Annotated in this window: 18 protein-coding genes and 1 pseudogene; 10 read left to right on the top strand and 9 right to left on the bottom strand. The window is 64.4% G+C overall.

Translation table 11 applies throughout. From position 1 onward, the window contains the following. Positions 1-76 precede the first annotated feature (76 nt). Entirely contained in the window at positions 77-1,312 is a 1,236-nt protein-coding gene (locus ACR65J_RS06810; RefSeq protein ID WP_440167247.1) for an NYN domain-containing protein, read from the top strand. A gap of 86 nt (positions 1,313-1,398) precedes the next feature. Here ACR65J_RS06810 and ACR65J_RS06805 read toward each other — a convergent pair whose 3' ends face one another. The 4 genes from ACR65J_RS06805 to ACR65J_RS06790 form a co-directional block, all read right to left on the bottom strand. Next, positions 1,399-1,743: a hypothetical protein gene (locus tag ACR65J_RS06805; protein WP_440167246.1), complete on the bottom strand. Its 345-nt coding sequence runs from the start codon at positions 1,741-1,743 to the stop codon at positions 1,399-1,401. Positions 1,744-1,849: 106 nt separating this feature from the next. Then, positions 1,850-1,984, bottom strand: a complete 135-nt coding sequence (locus tag ACR65J_RS06800) for a hypothetical protein (RefSeq protein ID WP_440167245.1) — start codon at positions 1,982-1,984, stop codon at positions 1,850-1,852. 258 nt (positions 1,985-2,242) lie between these two features. Next, the gene (locus ACR65J_RS06795) at positions 2,243-3,169 is read right to left on the bottom strand and encodes a patatin-like phospholipase family protein (protein ID WP_440167244.1); all 927 of its coding nucleotides are present in this window, start codon (positions 3,167-3,169) and stop codon (positions 2,243-2,245) included. A 271-nt stretch (positions 3,170-3,440) separates the two neighbouring features. Beyond that, positions 3,441-3,896, bottom strand: a complete 456-nt coding sequence (locus tag ACR65J_RS06790) for an SRPBCC family protein (protein ID WP_440167242.1) — start codon at positions 3,894-3,896, stop codon at positions 3,441-3,443. A gap of 285 nt (positions 3,897-4,181) precedes the next feature. Here ACR65J_RS06790 and ACR65J_RS06785 point away from each other — a divergent pair. Continuing rightward, positions 4,182-4,874: pseudogene (locus ACR65J_RS06785) on the top strand (TRC40/GET3/ArsA family transport-energizing ATPase); the annotation flags it as partial. A 79-nt stretch (positions 4,875-4,953) separates the two neighbouring features. Continuing rightward, on the top strand, positions 4,954-5,937 hold the full coding sequence (locus ACR65J_RS06780; RefSeq protein ID WP_440167240.1) for an ArsA-related P-loop ATPase: 984 nt from the start codon (positions 4,954-4,956) through the stop codon (positions 5,935-5,937). Positions 5,938-5,998: 61 nt separating this feature from the next. Here ACR65J_RS06780 and ACR65J_RS06775 read toward each other — a convergent pair whose 3' ends face one another. The 5 genes from ACR65J_RS06775 to ACR65J_RS06755 all read right to left on the bottom strand — a co-directional run bounded on the left by ACR65J_RS06775 (position 5,999) and on the right by ACR65J_RS06755 (position 12,273). Beyond that, a complete protein-coding gene (locus ACR65J_RS06775) occupies positions 5,999-7,054 on the bottom strand; it encodes a hypothetical protein (protein ID WP_440167238.1) in 1,056 nt (351 codons plus the stop codon). A 39-nt stretch (positions 7,055-7,093) separates the two neighbouring features. Beyond that, on the bottom strand, positions 7,094-7,984 hold the full coding sequence (locus ACR65J_RS06770) for a phosphatidylinositol-specific phospholipase C/glycerophosphodiester phosphodiesterase family protein (protein ID WP_440167236.1): 891 nt from the start codon (positions 7,982-7,984) through the stop codon (positions 7,094-7,096). A 217-nt stretch (positions 7,985-8,201) separates the two neighbouring features. Further along, the gene (locus ACR65J_RS06765; RefSeq protein WP_440167234.1) at positions 8,202-9,650 is read right to left on the bottom strand and encodes an HNH endonuclease signature motif containing protein; all 1,449 of its coding nucleotides are present in this window, start codon (positions 9,648-9,650) and stop codon (positions 8,202-8,204) included. Between the two features lie 385 nt (positions 9,651-10,035). Further along, on the bottom strand, positions 10,036-11,202 hold the full coding sequence (locus ACR65J_RS06760; protein ID WP_440167420.1) for an acyl-CoA dehydrogenase family protein: 1,167 nt from the start codon (positions 11,200-11,202) through the stop codon (positions 10,036-10,038). A 174-nt stretch (positions 11,203-11,376) separates the two neighbouring features. After that, the gene (locus tag ACR65J_RS06755) at positions 11,377-12,273 is read right to left on the bottom strand and encodes a LysR substrate-binding domain-containing protein (protein WP_440167232.1); all 897 of its coding nucleotides are present in this window, start codon (positions 12,271-12,273) and stop codon (positions 11,377-11,379) included. A 174-nt stretch (positions 12,274-12,447) separates the two neighbouring features. Between ACR65J_RS06755 and ACR65J_RS06750 the strand changes: the two genes are divergently transcribed. From ACR65J_RS06750 to ACR65J_RS06720, 7 genes are all read left to right on the top strand, one after another. Then, positions 12,448-13,698 carry a CaiB/BaiF CoA transferase family protein gene (locus ACR65J_RS06750; protein ID WP_440167230.1) on the top strand — a complete coding sequence of 417 codons (1,251 nt, stop codon included), beginning with the start codon at positions 12,448-12,450 and terminating at the stop codon, positions 13,696-13,698. Beyond that, positions 13,691-14,155, top strand: coding sequence for an acyl-CoA thioesterase (locus ACR65J_RS06745; protein WP_440167228.1), 465 nt, complete (start codon positions 13,691-13,693; stop codon positions 14,153-14,155). Before ACR65J_RS06750 ends, ACR65J_RS06745 begins: the two co-directional genes overlap by 8 nt. After that, a complete protein-coding gene (locus tag ACR65J_RS06740; RefSeq protein WP_440167226.1) occupies positions 14,152-15,348 on the top strand; it encodes an acyl-CoA dehydrogenase family protein in 1,197 nt (398 codons plus the stop codon). The genes ACR65J_RS06745 and ACR65J_RS06740 overlap by 4 nt, the downstream gene beginning before the upstream one ends. A 60-nt stretch (positions 15,349-15,408) precedes the next feature. Next, entirely contained in the window at positions 15,409-16,185 is a 777-nt protein-coding gene (gene fabG / locus ACR65J_RS06735; RefSeq protein WP_440167224.1) for a 3-oxoacyl-ACP reductase FabG, read from the top strand. Further along, entirely contained in the window at positions 16,185-17,378 is a 1,194-nt protein-coding gene (locus tag ACR65J_RS06730) for a thiolase family protein (protein WP_440167222.1), read from the top strand. The genes fabG and ACR65J_RS06730 overlap by 1 nt, the downstream gene beginning before the upstream one ends. Beyond that, positions 17,379-17,831 (top strand): MaoC family dehydratase, encoded by a 453-nt coding sequence (locus ACR65J_RS06725; RefSeq protein WP_440167220.1) that lies wholly within the window; start codon positions 17,379-17,381, stop codon positions 17,829-17,831. A gap of 86 nt (positions 17,832-17,917) precedes the next feature. Beyond that, positions 17,918-19,294, top strand: coding sequence for an MFS transporter (locus ACR65J_RS06720; RefSeq protein ID WP_440167219.1), 1,377 nt, complete (start codon positions 17,918-17,920; stop codon positions 19,292-19,294). Positions 19,295-19,297 lie beyond the last annotated feature (3 nt).

The raw sequence follows: 19,297 nt of genomic DNA, 5'->3' as shown, positions 1-19,297 counted from the left end.
GCAATCCTCCGTCGTCCTCTTGCGTGTCGCAGCACCAACAGCACGCGTGGCCCGGCGCTGCTGGCACACTGACCCAATGAACAAGGCACCTGAACCGGTACGCAGGCCTGGCATCCGTGCAGCGATGTTTGTTGATTTCGACAATGTCTTTACTGGCCTCCAGGCCCTGGACCCGGCGGCGGCAAGACGCTTTGCCGAGGATCCCAAGCAGTGGGCAGATGCTTTGTCCAACGGGGGAACCGGGGACGAGACCCGGCGGTTCCTGATCCGCAACTGCTACTTGAACCCCATGGTGTACTCCAAATACCGCCCCTACTGGACCCGGGCCGGTTTTCGCGTGATCGACTGCCCCTCGCTGACGCAGCGGGGCAAGAGCAGCACCGACATCAACCTGGTGCTCGATGCCATGGATGCACTTGCCGGAAGCGTAGGTATCGAGGAGTTCTTCATCGCCTCGGCCGACGCCGACTTCACGTCCCTGATCCAGCGGTTCCGGGCAGCCGACCGGATGACCACCGTCATTGCCGCCGGCGCCGTTGCCTTTGCCTACCGGGAGATGGCAGACCATGTGGTGGAGTCCCATGACTTCGTCGCGATTCTCAACGGCACCACCGCGGAACCCATTCACGCCGTGGCGTCAGCGAAACAACCACCCAGCCCGGCAACGGCCAAGGCAAAGGCGAAGACTGGTTCACCCGCTGTCCTTGAAGTGATGAAGTTCGTCCGGTCTGCGCCAGGCCCGGTGGCCGGAGCGATGGTTGCACACCGGGCACTCACCGCAGAGCCGTCGTTGAAGACGGACTGGGCCGGTCTTGGGCGGTTCGGATCCTGGGTGGCGCAGATTGGCAAAGACATCGAATACTCACCCGCCAAGGGCGGCTGGGTCTGGGACGCAAAGAGATTCTCCGCTGAAGACCTTCCCGCGCCTGCCGACGTTCAGCCCGGGGTGGAGGAGCGGGTCACCCGCGTGACGGATGTTCCGGCACTGTCGGCAGCCCAGTTCCGCCAGATCTTCACCTCCATGGAGGCGCGCCTCAGGGAACATCAGCTCAACCGGAATGAGTTGGCCCGGCAGGTGCGGGACGACTGCGTCAGTGCCGGCGAACCTGTCTCCCGCAATGCGGTGAACTTTGTGCTGCAGGGCCTGGCCTACGCCGATTTCCAGTTGCGGGACGACGCGACGGCAGCAGAAATTGCCACGGCCTGGACCGCGAATGTGGAGGAACTTTGCCGGGTGGCGCTGCTGGAATTCGACGCTTCAGAAAAACTGGCAGTCCGCCGGTGGGCAAGCGGCGGTTTGTTGGAGAAGTAAAGAGAGCGGACGACGGCGGATGCGCGTCCGCCGCCGTCCGTTCCCCAACAGTGTGGCCCGGCACGCGCCGTTGAGTGCCGGGCCGGCTACGCTGCGAGCGGCAGGTCGAACAGCTGCTCGGCCAGCCTGATGAGATGGCGTGGAGCGTCGCACTCTCCGTCCAGCCTGTCGCGTCCCAGGAACAGGGCCGTCCCTTGGATGGTTCCGTCAAGGTCGATGCCGGCCTCGCGGATGAGCACCTCGGCGCGGACATTCGTGGCCGGCCTGTTTGGGGGGCTGTCCAGGTAGACGTGCCAATCCATGCCCGCGAGGAGGCCGATGCCGCCTGACGCGATCTTTTGGAAGGCCGTCTCATCAAGGTCGATCGGCCTGATGTGCACCGGCTGGGTGAGTCGGGTGGGGACGACTAAAGCATTGTGTGAGGTCATCATTGTGGTGTCCTTCGGCTGATCCCCCGGCGTTCAGTCCTGGTGAAACTGCCGGGGTGGCGCGGGCGGCCGCGGGCTAGGAGTCCCGGGCGGCCACCCGCTGGCGTGGTCAGCGCTGGTTTTTCCGCGGTTTTACAAAACCGAGTTCGCTGTTTTCATTTTTGGCTCTTTTTTCGGCCCGTTTTTCCAGGATTGATTTGCCGGCCTTTTTAGTGGCGCCGCTTTTGGGGGATTTTCCGGACATCGGAATCACGCCTTTCTTTGCTTTGCGTTATCCGAAACCATACCTGCTTTAATTTTTTTATCCAGTCCTGCCGCGGACCGCCGTGAACCCCGGCAGGGAAGGGATGGGAGCCGCCCATGGATGTGACCCGCCTGCCAGCACAAACTCTCTAATTCGATGCGAAGCGCACTTCTGCACTTTTCCTTACATAAATCACAGAAAATCCTGGATAACCTTCACAAAGGAGGAGAAAAGCGCTCTTTTATTCCCTTGAAACGATCACTTCCAAAATTCCATGAGCCTTGCGGCCAGGGCTTTGCCCTGGTTGTACCCGGCGTGAGCCGCGGCCGGACGGAGTGACGGATCCATCGCGTTGGCACCGAACATGTGCTCGGCCCCGCTGTCCGGGAAGACGGCCTCGACCCTGCTGCCACCCGCGCGCAGCTCTTCCACCTGCGCCGCCAACTGCATGCCCCACTCCAGTGGCATCCGCGTCCTGCCCCCGAAAGGCGACAGAACCAGGACCCGCCCACACCCCGCGGCAAGGTCGGCGTTTTCGTTGCGCCGGTAGCCGCCGTCGATATAGCCCTTGTCTCCAATCCGGTATGCGGAGCCGCTGGAGCAACTTGCTGCTACGGCGTCAACCAGGCCGATGCCGCTGTGGCGGTCAAACACCGCCGGTTCCCCGCTGGTGGCGTCCACTGCAGTGATCAGCAATTCATGCTCGGGCCATTCCTGCCTGGGCAGCCGCGCCGCGACGGTAGCCCGCCACCGCTCCGAGCCGTCGTGGGACGCCGCCAGGTCGAGCGCCGCGGCACCCATCCTGCGGCGCATGTCCGCTGCGTCCGCGGAGGCGGCGATGAGCCTGCCGGTCCGCTCCAAGTGGTTGGGCACCGCGTGGTTGGACGCAGGGCTGCCGGACGCCTGCGTTCCCGCGGGACGCGTCCGCTGCGGAAGCGGAGCGTCCAGGACCGCGGCATAAAGTTCGGCCGGGGTGGCACCGGCAATCTGCGCGGCGGCCGTGGATCCGGCCGAGGTTCCGATGATGCGGTCGGCGCCGGTCACGTCCAGTCCGGCGTCTGCCAGGCCGGCAACGACGCCGATCAGCCAGGCGTTGCCGGTGGAGCCGCCACCACCGAGGACCAGCGCGCGTCTGGCACTCGCCGCCGGAGCATCGTGCGGGATGGAAGAAGGTGTTGTATTCATGGGAGTCGCCTTTCGCGAATTTGCCTGTTCGGCGCTCCCGGTGGCGGCTGGGTCAGCCGCGGATCGTAGACAACGGGGGAGCACCCATTACGTGTACAGCGTTCATGGGTCTCACCTCCTGGAGTCGGTTCACGATCAGGGGAATCTTGGCACACCGGAGCTGCGGTCCGCAACAGGTGGGCTCCCGGCCATTGCGGCGGACCTCCGCCGCGCATAAGGAAGCGGACGACGGCCGGGGGGCACCCGTCGTCGTCCGCTTTGATAGACGTCCCTAGACTTCGCCTCGCCAACCACCGGTTTCGGTGCCACGCGATTCAACGAAGTCCTTGAACTTCCGCATGTCCGCCTTGACCTGCATGGTGTCGATCTTCAGCGCTGCGCCGGCCTTTTCAGTGGCGGTTTCCGGCGCCCATTCGAAATGGACTTTGACCTTGGTGTGGGTGGCATCCAGCGGCGTGAACCTGATGATGCCGGCGTGCGACTTGCCGTCGGTGCTGCGCCAGGCGATCCGGTCATCAGGCGCCTGGTCAACGATTTCCGTATCGAACTCCCTTTGGACCCCGCCCACTTTGGTGACCCAGTGGTTGGTGGTGTCGGTCAGTTGGGTCACCGACTCGACGCCGGACATGAACTGCGGAAAGGATTCGAACTGGGTCCACTGGTTGTACGCGGTCCGCACCGGAACTGCGACTTCAACCGTCTCTTCAACCTCTTCAACGTGTGCCATCTGCTTCCTCCTCATGACGGACGGCCGCAACGGCGGACCGGCAGCACTGGCCATCCTGCCAGTCAGGCAGCCGCCACCTTTGCACGATAAGTCCGGCGACCACCGGTGTCCAGACCCTGAAACCGCAGCGGACGACGGCGGGTGGGCGCCCGCCGTCGTCCGGGACGTTCGGCTCTAGGGACTTTCCCGGTGGCTTGAAAGACTGGCACTGACCGTCTGCCCGAAGAACGCCAGGAACAGGATCATGGCCAGTCATATCCATCCCGCCCAGCAGGTCATCCGGCCGTGAAGTTTCTCGAAAATTCGCCCCGGTTCCTGTTCTTCACCGGCAAGGGTGGGGTGGGCAAGACCTCGGTGGCCTGCGCTGCCGCGCTCTCCCTCGCCAGGGCCGGCAGGAAGGTGCTGCTGGTCAGCACGGATCCGGCCTCCAACATCGGCCAAGTCTTCGGCCTGGCCATTGGAAATACCATCACCGCCATTCCTGATGTGCCGGGCCTCTTTGCGCTGGAGATCGACCCGGAGCAGGCGGCCGACGCGTACCGGGAGCGGATCCTGGCTCCTGTCCGGGGAGTCCTGCCTGAGACGGAACTGGCCGGCATCGCGGAGAGCCTGTCCGGTTCCTGCACCACGGAGGTGGCGTCCTTCGACGAGTTCACCAGCCTGCTCGGAGACGACTCCTCGTACGCGCAGTACCACCACATCATCTTTGATACCGCGCCAACCGGTCACACCATCCGCCTGCTGCAGCTTCCCGGATCATGGACAGATTTCCTCGCCACCGGGGCAGGGGAACCCTCCTGCTTGGGTCCGCTGTCCGGGCTGGACAGGCACAAGGAGGTATACGCAAAGGCGGTCCAGGCACTTGGGGATCCCCTGCGCACCCGGCTTGTCCTGGTGACCCGTGCGCAGGCATCGTCCCTGAAAGAGGTGGAACGGACTTATCTCGAGCTCCACCGGATCGGAATCAGCGGCGGGTATTTGGTCGTCAACGGCGTCTTTCCCAAGGGCGGGGGCGAGGAGGAACTGGCAAAGGCCCTCCGTGCCCCGGGCGGCGGCCTTGGCGACCATTCCGGAGTCAATCGCTGCTCTCCCCCGCGACGTCCTCGACCTCAAAGCCGCCAACATGGTAGGTATTCCCGCGCTCGAGTCACTGTTCACTGCCGCCGCCGGCGCGGAGGAGGGCCCTTCGTCGGTCCCGGAGGTCGAGGATGCACCGCTCGCGGCCTTGGTGGACGGCATCGAGCGGGACGGTCACGGGCTGGTGATGTGCATGGGCAAGGGCGGCGTGGGAAAGACCACGGTTGCCGCCGCAATTGCGGTCTCCCTGGCCAAGAGAGGACACGCGGTCCATCTCACCACCACCGACCCCGCAGCACACCTGACCGAGACACTGCATGGGCCTGTTGCTGGGCTGAAGGTGTCCCGGATCGACCCTGCAACGGCCATTGAGGAATACCGCGCCCACGTCATGGACACCAAGGGCCGCAGCCTGGATGCCGAAGGACGCGCAGCTTTGGCGGAGGACTTGATGTCCCCGTGCACGGACGAGGTGGCGGTGTTCCGGCAGTTTTCCCGGGTGGTCCAGGAGTCCCGGCGGAACTTCGTGGTGATGGACACCGCACCTACCGGACACACCCTGCTGCTCCTGGACGCCACAGGCTCGTACCACCGGGAGATTTCCCGGCAGGTGGGCGACTCGATGGGGTTCGTGACGCCGCTGATGCGCCTGCAGGATCCGGCATTGACGAAGGTCATCCTGGTTACGCTGGCTGAAACCACACCGGTGCTGGAGGCCAAGGAACTGGAAGACGATCTGGAACGGGCCGGGATCAAGCCTTGGGCCTGGGTCATCAACAGCTCGATCGCTGCTGCCCGCCCTCGCACCCCCTTGCTTCAGGCCCGTGCCGCACACGAAATCGAACAGATTGCCACGGTGCGGTCCATGGCGGACATGGTTGCCCTGATTCCCCTGCTGCCCGAAGAGCCGGTGGGTGAAGCGAAATTGGCGTCGCTGGCTGCTCTCACCAGCCAGCGGGTGTAGGGACGCGCAGAAAGCGGACGACGGCGGGTGACGCCCGCCGTCGTCCGCTTCCGTTGGGTGCCTACTGGCTGAAGGGGACCTTTTCCCAGCTCAGCACGTCGGTGCCTTTGGCGCTGTTGCCGGCGACCGTGAAGCGCACGTAGTCCACGGCGTTGTTGGCGCCGTCCACGGTGATGCGCTGCAGGCTGTCCGCGGCGGGCGCCCCGTAGATGTCCAGCCAGGGCGAGCCTTTCGCGAGGGGCTGGTTTTCGGCGAAGACGTGGCTGTCGCCGTTGACCAGGTAGACCGGGGCGTCGAAGTTGTTGGTCTCCTCGACGATGGCCTGCACGATCCCGCGGAAGCCGGAGACGGTGGCCGGGTTTGCCGTGGCATCGGCCAGGAGCGACGGATCGAACATGTCGGCCTGCTGCATGAGCACCACGGCGCGGTCGTTGCTGCGCCTGGCGTCGGCGAAGGACTGGTGGATCTGGGCGGTCACGGCGTCCGTGCGGTGCTGAACCTCGGCAAGCTGCTCGGGCGTGGCTTCAGTTTTGCCCAGGCCGGTCCATGGCAGCAGGGAGTTGTTGCTGCCTTGCACATTCAGTACGGAGAAGGCCACCCGGTTCTTCTCGAAGCGGACATCCTCAGGGAGTCCGAGGCTCTCCTGCGACTTCACCGGCATGGTGGCGCCGAGCGTCTTGCCAGGCTGGTTGAAGAAGACGTCCCGGATCTTGTCCAGGCGCTCCAGTGGGTTGTAGGCGCCGTTGTTGGTGCGGTGGCAGTCCACCCACTCGTTGTCGCCGGGCGTGTACACCAGGGGGTGCGTGAAGGTGTCGAACTGGGAGCGGATGTAGGAGAAGTACTCGTCGGAGCAAACGGTGGAGCCGTTCTTGATATCGCCCACGTGTGCTACAAACTTCAGCTCCTTGTCAGCGTTCAGGTCCTGGATGCGGGACGGGAACTTGGCGATCTCGGTGGCGCCGTAGGGGATGTCGCCGATGGCGGCGAAGGTGAACGCCTGGGCGATGTCGCTGGTGCTGTCCGCCTGGGCTGTTTGGGCGAAGGCGGGCTGCGCCGCAAGGAGGCCGAACGCCAGGGTGAGCGCCGCCGTCGTGATCTTGAGTGTTCTTGCAGGCATGGGTATGGTCCTGTTTCTGTTGTCGGCTGGAGTGGGGGCTCAGGCGCCGCGGGCGGTGAGGAACTGCTGTAGGCCGACGAGGTCGTCTGTGTTGATGTGGTCCACGCCGGCGTCGGCGAGTTCGGTCCAGACGGCGTCGCGGGCGGTACCGGGCTGGTCCGGGGTGGCCCAGAAGCGGACGCGGTAGCCGTTGGCGTGTGCGGTGGTCACGAAGGCGCGCAGCTTAGCGCGTTCGGCCTCGGGCATGGGGCCGACGCCCTGCCAGGTGAAGAGCTTGGTCCAGTTGTCGCTGACCAGCGGCATGAGGGCGGCGGGCAGGCCGGAGGTGAGGTCGGCGGCGCGGCCGTCGTAGAAGCTGTAGCGCTTGTCCTGGGCCTGCATGGTGGCCAGCGGACGGTTGCCGCTGATGACGGCGGTGACCGGGCCGGTCTTGACTTTGCCGTTGGTGTAGCGGCTCATGATGTCCCGGTGCTCAGCCAGTTCCTGCTCGATGGCGGCGTAGGTGGACTCGCCCTCGCTCTTGATGTCGATCAGGAGCTGCAGGCTGCCGTCCCATTTCGGGTAGACGCTGTGGCCAGGCTGGCTGCGGACCAGGTCTCGGAGTGGGTCGAGGTACAGGCGCTCGAGCGTGACGCCCTGCTTGGCGTCGGCCAGGTCGTGAGCCACGCGAAGCTCGCCGTCGACCAGCCATACGTCCGCCTCGACGCTGGTGAAGCCGTGGTCCAGGGCGTCGAACAGGGGGCGGTCATGCTCGTAATCGTTGTGGGCGTGCGTCCCGGCGAGGGGCTGGCCGACGACGGGCGCCGGACTGGGTGCCTCGGCCTGGGCTTGGGTGGGGGCCTGTGCTGGGGCCGCAGTGGCGGGGGCTACGGCTGTCCCGGCCAGGGAGGCGAGGACGGCGACGGCGGCGAGGGTGCTTTTCACGAACACTGGAGTACTCCTGGTACCTCGGGGATGTCCGCCCGGTGATGGGGTGCTCCGGGCGAGAGGGTGCGTGAAAAGACTGCTTGGCCTGGCGAAACGATTCAGGGCTTCCTGGTTGCATCAGAGTGAACGGCGGGGAACTTCAACGTCGGCGCGGGCATGAGTTCCCCGGCCGTGATGGAGCTCGAGGGTGTGTCCTCTGGGCAGCCCGACTGACCGCTCGTCAGGAGACCGCGAGATAATCCACAACCAATACCTCAAGCACGCTGGCCCCTTCCGGAAGCCAGCCCGGCGGCCAGAGTGTGGGTTCCCGGTCCGCTTGCTCGGCGTTGTACTGGCGGCCACTTGGAGAAGTCCAGCCCGGCGGCTCATTCCGGGAAGCCGGACCAGGACTCCAGCCGGTTCGGTGCTTGAGCCGGTGATGTTTGGGGCACAACTGTCCCAGATTGCTGATTCCGGTGGCGCCTCCGCGCTCCCAGGCCCTGAGGTGGTCCGCCTCATTGTCCTGGCTGTGGTTGCTGCAGCCGGGAAAAGTGCACTTTCCATCCCGCATCCTCAACCACCGCTTCAGCGATTCCGGGAGCCGGTAGCTGGTCCGGCCAAGTTCAAGCGGAGCTCCGTCGCGTGGGTCCACCAAAACGCGGTAGAACGAGCCGGCACCTTCCGCGACAAGTTTGCGCGCCATCGATGCAGGAATGGGTCCGTAATTGTCCAGGTCTGCAGGCTCGTCTGCGGCACCGAGGAGGGAACAGACCGGTACCGTGACCAGCACATCAGCTTTGAGGGACGGCCCAGGCCCGGCGAGGTCCCCGGTGTCCCCGAGCAGCAATTTTGCGGCCACGTCTGCCCTGAGCTGGGTAAGGGTTCTCGGCTCGTCCGGTCCCTGCAACCCACGGGCCAGGGCGGACGTCCTGTTCCAGATGGCACAGGCCGTGTCCGCAGCCATGTAGAGCGAAACACGGGCCATACCGTCCCGGTCCGGCGAGTACTCCATCCGCCGATCTGCAACGGACTTCACATGCCTGATTGTCAGGGACTCGGGGTGATGGCGTTCCCGCCAGGCGCGCACTTTCCGACGGAAACGACCCGGGACCAGCTCTCCGGCAGATGCACCCCGGGCCGCGTTAGGCGCCTCCGGGTCCAGGAAGTGAGCTTCCAAGGCTGTTGCAGCTGCAGCGTCCAGGCTGCTGGTTTCGTCGACCATGATCTGGGCATGCCGCCAGGAGACGGCGCCGGCCTCCATGGCCTTAAGCGTCGCCGGAAGAGAGCAGGTGAGCGCATGGGCGTCCTGCAGCAGCGCGGATGCGGCTCCTTCGGCGATGGTGAGCGTACAGGCGACTTCGGCGACGACACTCATGTCCCGCGCCGATGATTCATAGGCGCTTTCCGCCGGCGCTTCCATGGCGGCTGCGGCCTCCGAATACTCTGCGAGCAGCCGCACTTTCACGGCTGCAGTAGCAGCTTCGATCCGGGCCACGATGCCCAGACCGTCCAGGCAGGACTCGGCAACTTCCCGAAGCGGATCATGACTGTCGACGCCGTGAGCACTATCTGCCGCATTCGAAGAACCGCTCAGGGCTCCTGCAAGCTCGTCCACCAGCCCGGTCAGGGATGCGACGGCACCGGACACCCCGGCCTTGCCTTTCGCATCCACAACCGCTCCGGTTTCCATAACCAAAGCTTTCCAGGAGGGTCCGACATTTTAGTTCGGCGACGCAATACACCCGCAACCGTTCGTTGCCCGCCGCTTCTGCTCCCAGTCCAAAGTTTCACACTCAACCAACATGGTTTCCGTCGACCGGGGTCCTGCAGTGCCGTCCTGATCCCCAGAGCAACATCAGGATCGCGAAAAATTGACGGGAGGACCCACTGCCCGATGGGGTCGGTGAGTGCTGTTTCATCGAAGGCTGCCAGGACGGGCGACGTCGCGCCAACCATCGGATCGATCTGCTGGCTTCGGGCCGGCCGGCTACAACGGAGCTTCATGGTCCGGAGCACTTAGGCTTTAACCGCCTGAACGGTATGGCACGTGGCCGCACCGGCCCCTGCCATAACCGTCACTCCTGCCGGAACGCCGAGATGCCTGTAATCCGCTGGCCCAGGATAAGGGTGTGGACCTCGTCGGTACCTTCATACGTGCGCACTGACTCAAGGTTGTTCGCGTGCCTCAACGGCGAGTAGTCCAGAGTGATGCCGTTACCACCAAGGATGGTGCGTGCTTCCCGGCAGATGGCGATCGCCTCGCGGACGTTGTTCAGCTTACCCACGGAGATCTGAACAGGCTCCAACGTCCCAGCGTCCTTCAGTCGACCGGTATGAAGGGCCAGCAGGGTCCCCTTCTGGATTTCCAGCAGCATATTTACCAGCTTTTCCTGCGTGAGCTGGTAGCCGGCGAGTGGCTTGCCGAACTGGAGCCGGTCCCGGGCATAGGCCAGTGCGGCTTCGTAGGAGTCCCGGGCTGCACCCATGGCGCCCCAGATGATTCCGTAGCGGGCTTCGTTGAGACAGGAGAACGGGCCGCTGAGTCCGCGCGCGCCGGGCAGGAGTGCGCTGGCGGGCAACCGGACTTCATCGAGACTGATGTCACACTGGATGGAGGCCCGCATTGACAGCTTTGAACTGATGGGCGTCGCGCTGAAGCCGGGGGTGTCCGTCGGCACGATGAACCCGCGGATCCCATCGGCGGTGTTGGCCCAGATGACAGCGATCTGCGCCACGGAAGCAAGCCCGATCCAGCGCTTTGCCCCGTTGATGACCCAACCGCCGTCTCCGTCAGGTGCCGCAAAAGTCGCCATGCTGGAAGGATCGGAGCCGGCTGTGGGCTCGGTAAGCCCGAAACAGCCGATCTTCTCACCCCGAGCCATCGCCGGCAGGTGCTCGTTCCGCTGCTCCTCGGACCCCCACTTGTGGATGGCGCTCATGGCCAGGGAGCCCTGGACGCTGACAAAAGTCCGAAGCCCTGAGTCGCCGGCTTCCAACTCCATGGCGGCGAGGCCGTACTCGACGGCGCTGCGGCCCGGGCATCCGTAGCCTTTCAGGTGCATCCCGAGGACCCCCAACTTTCCAAGCTCGGGCACAAGTTCGAGCGGGAAGCGGGCATCCTCATACCAGCCGGCGATTTTGGGCCGAATCCGTTCATCCACGAAGTCCCGGACAGTGCTGCGCAACTGCAGTTCCCGGGGACTCAGAAGGCTATCGAAGTTGAGTACATCGTCGAGGACCATGGGGGGCGCGGTAACAGTCACGGTGGATTCTCCTGGCGGGTAAGAGGGCGGTTGGCGGCGGTACAGGCGCAAATATGCACCGGCGTGATCTCCACCACTGTGCCAGTCCAATTGCCGTCAGATCCAATACCTAATAATGAATCCGCTTATGCTTCATCGGCATCAATGAACGGCTCACGCCGGTGACGGAAGGACCTCTTCCGAGAGCCGAAGAACCTCGCGCAGAGCCGGACTGGCATTGTCCTTCCGCCAAACCAGCCGCAGTTGGATGGCATCCGCCGGGTCGTCCAGGGGCAGAAACACGACACCCGGGTGGCTGAAGTTTTCAGGCACCGAGGAGACCGTCAGCGCGACACCGATTTCCGCCGCCACCAGCGCCATGAGCGTCTGGGAATCCGGCGCCACCTGGGCAATCTCCACGACATACCCCGCCGCACTGGAAAGCCTCCGAAGGTGGTCATGGAGGATGGCGCCAGGATGCTCCGGCAACGTAACGAAAGGCTGCCCCGCAAGATCGGCCATGCGCAGCGAAGCCTGTCCACTCAACGGGTGGCTTTCATACAGCGCCACAACGAGCCGCTCGTTGGCCACGATCCGGGAGTCGAGGACAGCGGGAATGAAGTTCCAGCGGCCCAGGCCGACTTCCATGGCCCCGCCCATGACCTTGTCCATGGCCGGTAGCGCGAAGTTGGAACTGGAGAGCTCAAAGTCGATTCCGGGGTGCACTTCCCGGACACGCTTGGCGAGCCTGCCAACCATCACATGCGAGGAAACACCGGCAAAGGCGACCCGCACGCGCCCGGTTTCGCCACGGCCCACCGAGGCCACCGCCAGGCGGCCCCGCCGGCACCCTTCGAGTATGTCGCGTGCCGGGCCGACCAACGCCTGGCCTTCGGCGGTCAACTGGACTGTCCGTGTGCTGCGGATAAAGAGGGGCGCCTTTAGTTCATGCTCAAGCCGCTGAATGGAACGGCTCAACGGCGGCTGGGCCATATGAAGCCGGCGGGCGGCCCGGCCGAAATGCAATTCCTCCGCCACGGCAAGGAAGGCCCGAATCTGATGTATTTCCACTCCCGCGCTCAGCTCCTGCCCAGGTAAACGTCATTGTCCATACGCCCAAGATACCCAAGGAACGCGCCGACGCTGATGACGGGCGGGTATCAGTCCAGCACCAAATACGTATTGGACGTGAATCAGTCCGCTTGCAAAGGTTGGTGATGCAGACCACATTGCGGAGGATTTAAGATGACACAACCGATCGACGAATCGGTCTCCAGACGGCAGGACCAGCCTGCTGGAGGCAACGATAACCACGGCTTTGATGCCCTGGGCAGGGCAAGCGCCGGGCCCCTCGCCGGCATCGTGGTCGCAGATTTCAGCAGAGTGCTGGCCGGCCCGTACGCCACCATGCTCCTGGCTGACATGGGCGCCACAGTGATCAAGGTGGAAGGCCCCGAGGGTGACGACACCCGCACCTACATGCCGCCGGTCCGGGACGGCGAGGCCACCTTCTTCTTAGCGGTCAACCGCAACAAACATTCCATTGCCCTGGACCTGAAAGACCCGGAGGACCTCGACGTAGCGCGTTCCCTGATCCGCACCGCTGACGTCATGATCGAAAATTTCAAGCCCGGCAACATGGCGCGGCTGGGGCTGGACTATGCGTCCGCGGCCGGATTGAACCCGGACATTATCTATGCCTCCATCACTGGATTCGGCACCGGGGCCGGCGCACACATTCCGGGATACGACCTGTTGGTACAGGCCGCCTCGGGAATGATGAGCCTGACCGGGGATCAGGACACCCAACCATACCGGGCAGGCATCGCCCTGTTCGACGTCATCACAGGCCTGCACGCCGCCATCGGCATCCTGGGGGCACTGCACCACAAGGACCGGACCGGCGAGGGTCAGCTCGTGGAACTGAACCTGCTGACCTCTGCCCTTTCCGGCATGGTGAACCAGTCTGCCGCCTATGTAACAGGCGGTGTAGTCCCCACCAGGATGGGGAACGAACACCCCAGCATGTATCCCTACGCTCCGATGCAGACCGGGGACGGCACCATCATCATTGCGACGGGCAATGACGCCCAGTTCGTCCGGCTGTGCGGGGCACTGGGAATCCCCGAAGTGGCCCGGGATCCAAAGTTCGCCACAACCCTGCAGCGCAACGCCCACCGCAACGAACTGCGCGGCATCCTGCATGCCCAGTTGGCGGCCCGGTCAGCGGACGAGTGGTTCCGTGAGCTCTCCTCGGCAGGGCTGCCGTGCGCGCCGATCCAGGATGTCCGTGGCGGTGTTGCGCTCGCTGAACAGCTGGGGCTGAACCCGGTAGTGATGGCGGGCGAGGGGCCCCGGAAGATACCCACCGTCCGCCACCCTGTCGAATATTCCCTCACGCCGGTGGACTACTCGCTCGCGCCCCCGGAATTAAACGAAAGCTCCGGGTTGGTGCGGGACTGGCTGCTGCACCGGAAAGCCTTGACCCATGTCTGAGACCTACCGGACCCGGGTGTGCCCCCGATGGTCCGACCAGGACCTCAACGGACACGTCAACCATGCCGCCGTGGTGACGCTCCTTGAAGAGTCCAGGATCAAGTGGCGGTCCTCGATGCCGGGAATCGGCCCGGCCGAAGCCACGCCTACGGTAGTGGCCAGCCTCGAATTGAACTATCGGCGGCCGGTTCATCACGGCGAAGACCTGGAGGTTGAACTCGCAGTGACCAGGATCGGGACGAGTTCGTTCAGCCTGGAATTCAAGGGCAGCCAACAGGGGGCAGTCGCCGTGGACGGCCGGACCGTGCTGGTTTCAGTCCAGCCGCACACCGGCAATTCCCGGCCCTTGGCGGACCACGAGCGCCACTGGCTCACCCTTTTCCAGCCTTCACACGACAATACGGACCCGCAGGGTACGAGGGTCCCCGATCACACAGCACTGGAGCTCACGCAATGACACCGGAAACGGCCGCAAACGCCACCGATTTTTACCTCATGGACGATTTCCTCAGCGCTGAGGACCGGGCGCTCCGGCTGAAAGTGCGCGCCTTCGTCGACAAAGAACTACTGCCGGTGATTAACGGTTATTGGGAACGTGCCGAGTTTCCCTTCGAACTTGTTCCCAAGCTTGCCGGGCTCGGCATCGCCGGGTCAACCATTCAGGGCTACGGCTGTCCTGGGTTAAGCCGGCTTGCCGCCGGGATTGTTGCCGCCGAGGTCTCCCGTGGCGACGGTTCCGTCAATACCTTCCTCGGTGTCCAGTCCGGACTGGCCATGGGAACCATCAACATGCTCGGCAGCGAGGAGCAAAGACAGCGCTGGCTCCCGGCCATGGCCGCCCTTAACAAGATCGGTGCCTTCGCCCTGACCGAACCTGAGCACGGGTCTGATTCCGTGGCGCTCGAAACCAGCGCGCGGCGGGATGGGGACTCCTACATCATCAGTGGGCGCAAGCGCTGGATCGGCAACGCCAGCATGGCCGACGTCGTCATCATCTTTGCCCGCGACGAAGCAGACGCGAAGGTAAAGGCGTTCGTGATGGAGCGAAACGCGGACGGCAGCTTTCCAGACGGTTACTCCACCGAAGTCATCACCGGCAAGATCGGCAAGCGGGCGATCCTCCAGCCGGATATCACCCTCGATAACCTCCGGATCCCGGCCGCCAACCGGCTCCCGGAATGCCACTCGTTCAAGGACGTCACCCGCGTACTGACCTCAACGCGAAGCGGCGCGTCCTGGGAGTCCTACGGCCACGCAATGGCTGCCTACGAGATTGCACTGGACTACGCGAAGACCCGCCAGCAGTTCGGCAAACCCATCGGCAGTTTCCAGCTCGTGCAGAACAAACTGGCCAACATGCTCGCCGAACTGACCGCCATGCAGCTGATCTGCTTCCGGCTGGCCGAACTCGCCGAAGACGACCGGATGACCGGGCCCATGGCGTCACTCGCCAAAATGCATACGGCACGGAAAGCCCGCTGGATCTGTTCCGAAGCGCGGGACATGCTCGGCGGCAACGGCGTACTGCTGGAGAACCACGTGGCGAGGCACATGACCGACATGGAGGTTGTCTCCACCTACGAAGGCACAGACTCCATCCAGTCCCTGCTCGTAGGCCGGGAGATCACCGGCCTCTCCGCCTTCAGCTAGATGCCCGATGGGCTTCGGCAGCACGACTTTAACGAAATCCGTAGACGCAAAGGAATAGTCATGAGCAATTTCACCAATCGGGTGGCCGCGGTCACCGGCGGGGCACAAGGGATCGGCGCCGCCACCGCGCTGAAACTGGCGACCGGGGGTGCCACCATCGTCGTCCTGGACCTCAACGAGGACCGCGCCAAGGACACCGCACAGCGGATCTCGGACCACCCGGACGTCTTGGCGGCAGGCGGAAAGGCCGTTGCCGCGTGCTGCGACGTTACGGATGAGGAAGCCGTGGACCGGGTGTTCGATGACATCCACCGGGAGTTCGGCCGCCTGGACATCCTGGTAAACAACGCGGGCATCACCCGCGACAACATGTTCTTCAAGATGGAGCGGCCGGACTGGGATTCCGTCCTGACCACCAACCTCACCAGCGCCTACCTCTGCTCGCGCGCTGCCCAGCGCTACATGGTTCCGGCCAACTACGGCAAGATCGTCTCGCTCAGCAGCCGCAGCGCGCTGGGCAACCGTGGCCAAGCCAACTACGCGGCTGCAAAAGCCGGCATCCAAGGCCTCACCTCGACGCTCGCCATCGAACTTGGTCCGTTCAACATCACGGTCAACGCCGTGGCACCGGGTTACATCGCCACCTCGATGACCGCCGCCACTGCCAAGCGTGTGGGGGCCAGCCCGGCCGAACACCAGCAGGCGGTGGCGGAGCGAACCCCGCTGGGACGTGTAGGCCAGCCGGAGGAAGTGGCCGCGGCCGTGGCTTTCTTCGCCGGTGACGACTCCTCTTACATCTCCGGACAGACCCTTTACATCAACGGCGGGGCCCGCTGATGCCCGAGGCATTCCTCGTCGGCGGCGTCCGCACCCCCGTAGGCCGCCACGGCGGCGCGCTCGCCACTGTCCGCCCGGACGACTTGGCCGCGCTTGTGCTGCAGGCTGCAGTGGACCGGGCCGGCGTTGATCCTGCCACCCTCGACGAGGTCATCCTGGGCTGTGTGAACCAGGCCGGGGAGGACAACCGTAACGTTGCCCGGATGGCGGCGCTGCTGGCCGGGTTCCCGCACGCCGTTCCGGCTGTGACGGTCAACCGGCTTTGCGCCTCCGGGCTAACCGCCATCAGCATGGCAGCGCAGTCGGTGCGGAACGGTGACGCCGACCTTGTGGTGGCCGGCGGCGTGGAATCCATGACCCGGGCGCCTTGGGTGATGGCCAAACCGGAACGGCCCTATGCCAAACCGGGTGAACTCGCGGACACCTCTATCGGTGCGCGGTTTGTTAACCCCCGGATGGAATCCGGGGCGCTGTTCTCCATGCCCCAAACGGCAGAAGAGGTAGCCAACCGGGAGAACATTTCCCGTGCCGACGCGGACAGCTTTGCACTGCGCTCGCACAACCTGGCTGTGGCGGCCATCGACGCAGGCCGCTTCAGCGACGAGATAGTCCCTGTTCCGGTCAAGGAAAGACGGGGGGAAGTGTCGCTGGTGGACACCGACGAGGGACCCAGGCGCGGGTCGACCGCTGATGCCCTGGCCGCCCTCCGGCCGATCGTGGCGCCCCATGGAGTGGTCACCGCTGGCAACTCCAGTTCCCTCAACGACGGCGCATCGGCGGTGGTGGTGGCCAGCGGCGAGGCCGTGAAGCGCTATGGGCTCACCCCGCGGGCCCGCATCGTCACCAGCCAAGCGGCCGGTGTGGCGCCGGAAGTGATGGGCATCGGCCCGGTGCCTGCGACTCAAAAGGCACTGGCCAAGGCGGGCTGGGACCTGTCGGACGTGGGCGCCGTCGAACTCAATGAGGCGTTCGCAGCGCAGGCGCTGGCCTGCACGCGGCTGCTTGGTATGGACGCAGGAACTGTCAACAACGACGGCGGTGCAATCGCCTTGGGGCATCCCCTGGGCTCCTCCGGTTCACGGATCGTCGTCACGCTGCTGGGTCGGATGGAACGCGAAAACGCCAACCGCGGCCTGGCCACCATGTGCGTGGGCCTGGGCCAGGGCGTCGCCATGCTGCTGGAGAGGGTCTAAATGAGACTGTTCAAGGACGCCGCCGAGCTGGCCAGCATGACGGGGCAGGAAATAGGGGTGAGCGGATGGCATACCCTGGACCAATCCCAGATCCAGGCCTTCGCCGACGCCACCCTGGACCAGCAGTGGATACACACGGACCCGGAGCGGGCCGCCGGCGGACCGTTCGGCACCACCGTCGCCCACGGCTACCTCAGCTTGTCGCTGCTGCCGTACCTGGCCAGTCAGGTGTATCGGGTCGATGGGGCAGCGATGATCATCAACTACGGCCTGAACAAGGTACGGTTCCCTGCCCCGGCCAGGGTCAACTCACGCATCAGGGACCGGCTGACGCTGGCCTCAGTAACCGAGACAGCCAGCGGCCGGCAGCTGCAGTTCCATCACCTGATCGAGCTGGAAGGCTCGCAAAAGCCTGCCTGCATAGCGGAGACCGTCTCCCTGCTCCCGAGCTGAGCTGCTCCTGAAGACCTTGCACCACCATCCGAACAACGACGTTACGGCCGGGCCTGCCTGCAGGCCCTTTCCGAGGGAGAAGCCCCATGAGCACAGAAAACCAAAACCTGAATTACGTCGACGCTGACCTCCAGGGGCCGGCGTCGGAACTGAAGGTGTCGCCTGCTGAACTGCGCCGCACCTCCGTTTCGTCCTTCCTTGGTTCCGCTTTGGAATACATGGACTTCACGCTTTATACCCTGGCGGCGGCGCTCGTTTTCGGGCCGCTGTTCTTCCCCAACACAGACCCGGCCATGGCATTGCTCGCCAGCTTTGCCGCGTTTGGTTCAGGGTTCCTCGTCCGGCCCCTGGGTGGGGTCTATTTCGGCTACCTTGGGGACAAATACGGGCGGAAATCCGTCCTGGTCATAACCGTGGGAATGATGGGGATCGCCACTCTGGGAATGGGTCTTTTGCCCACGTTTGCCCAGATCGGGGTCATGGCCCCCATCCTCCTGGTGCTCCTGCGGCTTATCCAGGGCTTCGGCGCCGGCGCCGAGCTGTCCGGGGCCTCGCTGCTGCTGGTGGAATCCGCCCCGTCGAATAAGCGCGGCTTTTACGGCGCCGTGGTGGCACTGGGAACGGCAACAGGTGTGCTGTTGGCCAGCGGACTGTGGCTGCTGCTCTCGCAAATGCCTAAAGACGAGTTCCTCGCTTGGGGGTGGCGTCTTCCCTTCCTGCTGAGCGTCGGTACCACCCTTGTGGCACTGTACTTGCGGCGCAGTGTGAGCGAATCACCGGTCTTCGAAGCGGTGAAGGCGCGGCGGGAAGCGGCGCGCCTGGAGGCCAAGCAGCAAAGCGTCTGGCGTGACGTTGCTGATTCCAAGAAGGCCTTCCTCGTCTCGCTGGGCATCAAACTCGGCGAAAACGGCTCCGTGTACCTCGTCAAGGGATTCCTTATCGGATGGACGGTGTCTGTAGTGAAAATGGATCCCAATCTGGTCACTACCGGCGTGACGCTCGGCTCCGTTTTGGGCGTGCTCACGGTCCTGCTGACCGGTAAGCTCACTGACCGGTTCGGCCGACGCAAAGTTTGGCTCTGGCTCTCCGGGTTCCAGTTCGCCTTCACCATTCCCGCGATGCTGATGATCGAAACACGGAACCCGGTATTGGTGGCCCTGGTCTTCGTTGTTTATGTAGGCGGTCCGCTGCCGAACCTGTATGGCGTCGAGTCCACCTGGCTGGTGGAGATGTTCGGCTCCAAACGCCGCTTCTCCTTTATGACGACCGTCAAGGAAATCGGCGCCGTCCTGTCCGGAGGTCTTGGCCCCATCATTGCTGCCAGCGTCGTTGCTGCGACCGGACCGGGGTGGATCCCGGTAGCGGGAATCCTCATGGCCTACGCGGCGATCGGCCTTGCGGCCGGGTTCTTCGCGCCGGAGACCAAGGGCCGGGACCTCAATGCCGAGGCTGACGCGTTCTAAGCC

The organism is Arthrobacter sp. SAFR-044, assembly GCF_059414985.1.
This window is presented reverse-complemented; position numbering and strand designations above follow the sequence as displayed.